Consider the following 2,586-nt stretch of genomic DNA (forward strand, 5'->3'; position numbering starts at 1 on the left):
GCCGACGCTGGGTTTCCAGCGCGTGATCCAGCGCGCGATCATGCACGTGCAGTCCACCGGCAGCGGCAAGAAGGAAGTGACCGGCGCGAACGTGCTGGTCGCGATCTTCGGCGAGAAGGACTCGCACGCCGTCTACTACCTGCACCAGCAGGGCGTGACGCGGCTGGACGTCGTCAACTTCATCGCCCATGGCATCAAGAAGACCGATCCGCCGGAGCCGGCCAAGCCGAGCGAGGGCGGCCCGAGCGCCGAAGGCGAGAAGGACGAGGGCGAAGGCAAGGGATCGCCGCTCGACCAGTTCACGCAGAACCTGAACCAGCTGGCACGCGAAGGCAAGATCGATCCGCTGATCGGTCGCGAGCTCGAGGTCGAGCGCGTGATCCAGATCCTGTGCCGCCGCCGCAAGAACAACCCGCTGCTGGTCGGTGAAGCCGGCGTCGGCAAGACGGCGATCGCCGAGGGCCTGGCCTGGCGCATCACGCAGGGCGACGTGCCGGAGATCCTGGCCGATGCCAACGTGTATTCGCTCGACATGGGCGCGCTGCTGGCCGGCACCAAGTACCGCGGCGATTTCGAGCAGCGCCTGAAGAGCGTGCTGAAGCACCTGAAGGACCAGCCGAACGCGGTGCTGTTCATCGACGAGATCCACACGCTGATCGGCGCCGGTGCGGCCTCGGGCGGCACGCTGGACGCGAGCAACCTGCTGAAGCCGGCGCTCAGCTCGGGTGCAATGAAGTGCATTGGTGCGACCACCTTCACTGAATACCGCGGCATCTTCGAGAAGGATGCGGCGCTGTCGCGGCGCTTCCAGAAGGTCGACGTGGTCGAGCCGTCGGTCGAGCAGACGGTCGAGATCCTGAAGGGCCTGAAGTCGCGCTTCGAGGAGCACCACAGCGTGAAGTACGCGCTGGGCGCACTGCAGGCCGCGGCCGAGCTGTCGGCCAAGTTCATCAACGACCGCCACCTGCCCGACAAGGCGATCGACGTGATCGACGAGGCCGGTGCAGCGCAGCGCATCCTGCCGAAGAGCAAGCAGAAGAAGACCATCACGCGCAACGAGGTCGAGGAGATCGTCGCGAAGATCGCGCGCATCCCGCCGACCAGCGTGTCGAACGACGACCGCTCCAAGCTGAAGACGCTGGACCGCGACCTGAACAGCGTGGTGTTCGGCCAGGAGCCGGCGGTCGAGGCGATCGCGGCCGCGATCAAGATGGCGCGCTCCGGTCTCGGCAAGCCCGACAAACCGATCGGTTCGTTCCTGTTCAGCGGCCCGACCGGCGTCGGCAAGACCGAGGTCGCGAAGCAGCTCGCGTTCATCCTGGGCATCGAGCTGATCCGCTTCGACATGAGCGAGTACATGGAGCGCCATGCGGTGAGCCGCCTGATCGGCGCGCCTCCGGGCTACGTCGGCTTCGACCAGGGCGGCCTGCTGACGGAGGCGATCACGAAGAAGCCGCATGCGGTGCTGCTGCTCGACGAGATCGAGAAGGCGCACCCGGACGTCTTCAACGTGCTGCTGCAGGTGATGGACCACGGCACGCTGACCGACAACAACGGGCGCAAGGCCGACTTCCGCAACGTCATCATCATCATGACGACGAACGCGGGCGCGGAGACGATGAACAAGTCGACGATCGGCTTCACGAACTCCCGCGAGCAGGGCGACGAGATGGCCGACATCAAGCGGCTGTTCACGCCGGAGTTCCGCAACCGGCTCGACGCGACCGTCAGCTTCCGGGCGCTGAACGAAGAGATCATCCTGCGGGTGGTCGACAAGTTCCTGCTGCAGCTCGAGGGCCAGCTGTCGGAGAAGAAGGTCGAGGTCACGTTCACCGACGGCCTGCGCAAGCTGCTGGCGAAGAAGGGCTTCGACCCGCTGATGGGGGCGCGGCCGATGCAGCGCCTGATCCAGGACACGATCCGSCGYGCGCTGGCCGACGAGCTGCTGTTYGGCAGSCTGGTCGAYGGCGGCCGCCTGACGGTGGACGTGGACGCCGACGGCAAGACGGTGCTCGACATCCAGCCGGCGAAGAAGATCGACAAGCCGAAGGCCGAGCCGGCGACGGCCTGATCTTCTCTCTCTGCGATCGACGAAACGGGGCCTGCGGGCCCCGTCTTTCTTGGGGCTGCCTTCAGGCTGTCGACGGCTCCGCGAGCGGGAAGCGCGCTGCCGGGTCCTGCCCGAAGAAGTCGCGCAGCAGCGCATACAGCGCCGCATCCCAGGCCTGCAGGTCGAGCGGCGCGACGAAGAAGGTCTCGCAGGCCACCGCGAAGAACTCGTCGGGGCCTTCGGCGGCGTACGGGTCCATGAAGATGTCCTCGTCGCCGTCGACCTCGCCGCAGAAGCGCTCGTAGCTCGCCGGCATCACCTCGCGCCAGCGCAGGTGGGCCTCCTTGTCGGGCAGCGGCGGGATGCCGTCGGAGCGGCCGTCGCGCATGTCGATCACGTGCGCGAACTCGTGGATCACGACGTTGTAGGCCCAGCCGCTGCCATCCTCCGGGTTCTCCTGCGCATCGGCGACATCCCGCCACGACAGCGTCATCGGCCCGGCGCCGGGCGCTTCGCCGGTGAGCGCTTCTTCGTAC

Annotated in this window: 2 protein-coding genes; one reads left to right on the forward strand and one right to left on the reverse strand. The window is 66.9% G+C overall.

The features are described 5' to 3' along the window. Positions 1-2,071: ATP-dependent Clp protease ATP-binding subunit ClpA (gene clpA, locus AC1DXV_RS33720; RefSeq protein WP_477937921.1), on the forward strand; the 2,071-nt coding region annotated here is incomplete at its 5' end. A 61-nt stretch (positions 2,072-2,132) separates the two neighbouring features. Here the strand turns inward: clpA and AC1DXV_RS33725 are convergent. Continuing rightward, the coding region (locus AC1DXV_RS33725; protein WP_477937923.1) for a M90 family metallopeptidase at positions 2,133-2,586 on the reverse strand (454 nt) is incomplete at its 5' end.

The sequence above is a fragment of the Rhizobacter sp. P3_C12 genome (assembly GCF_056402735.1).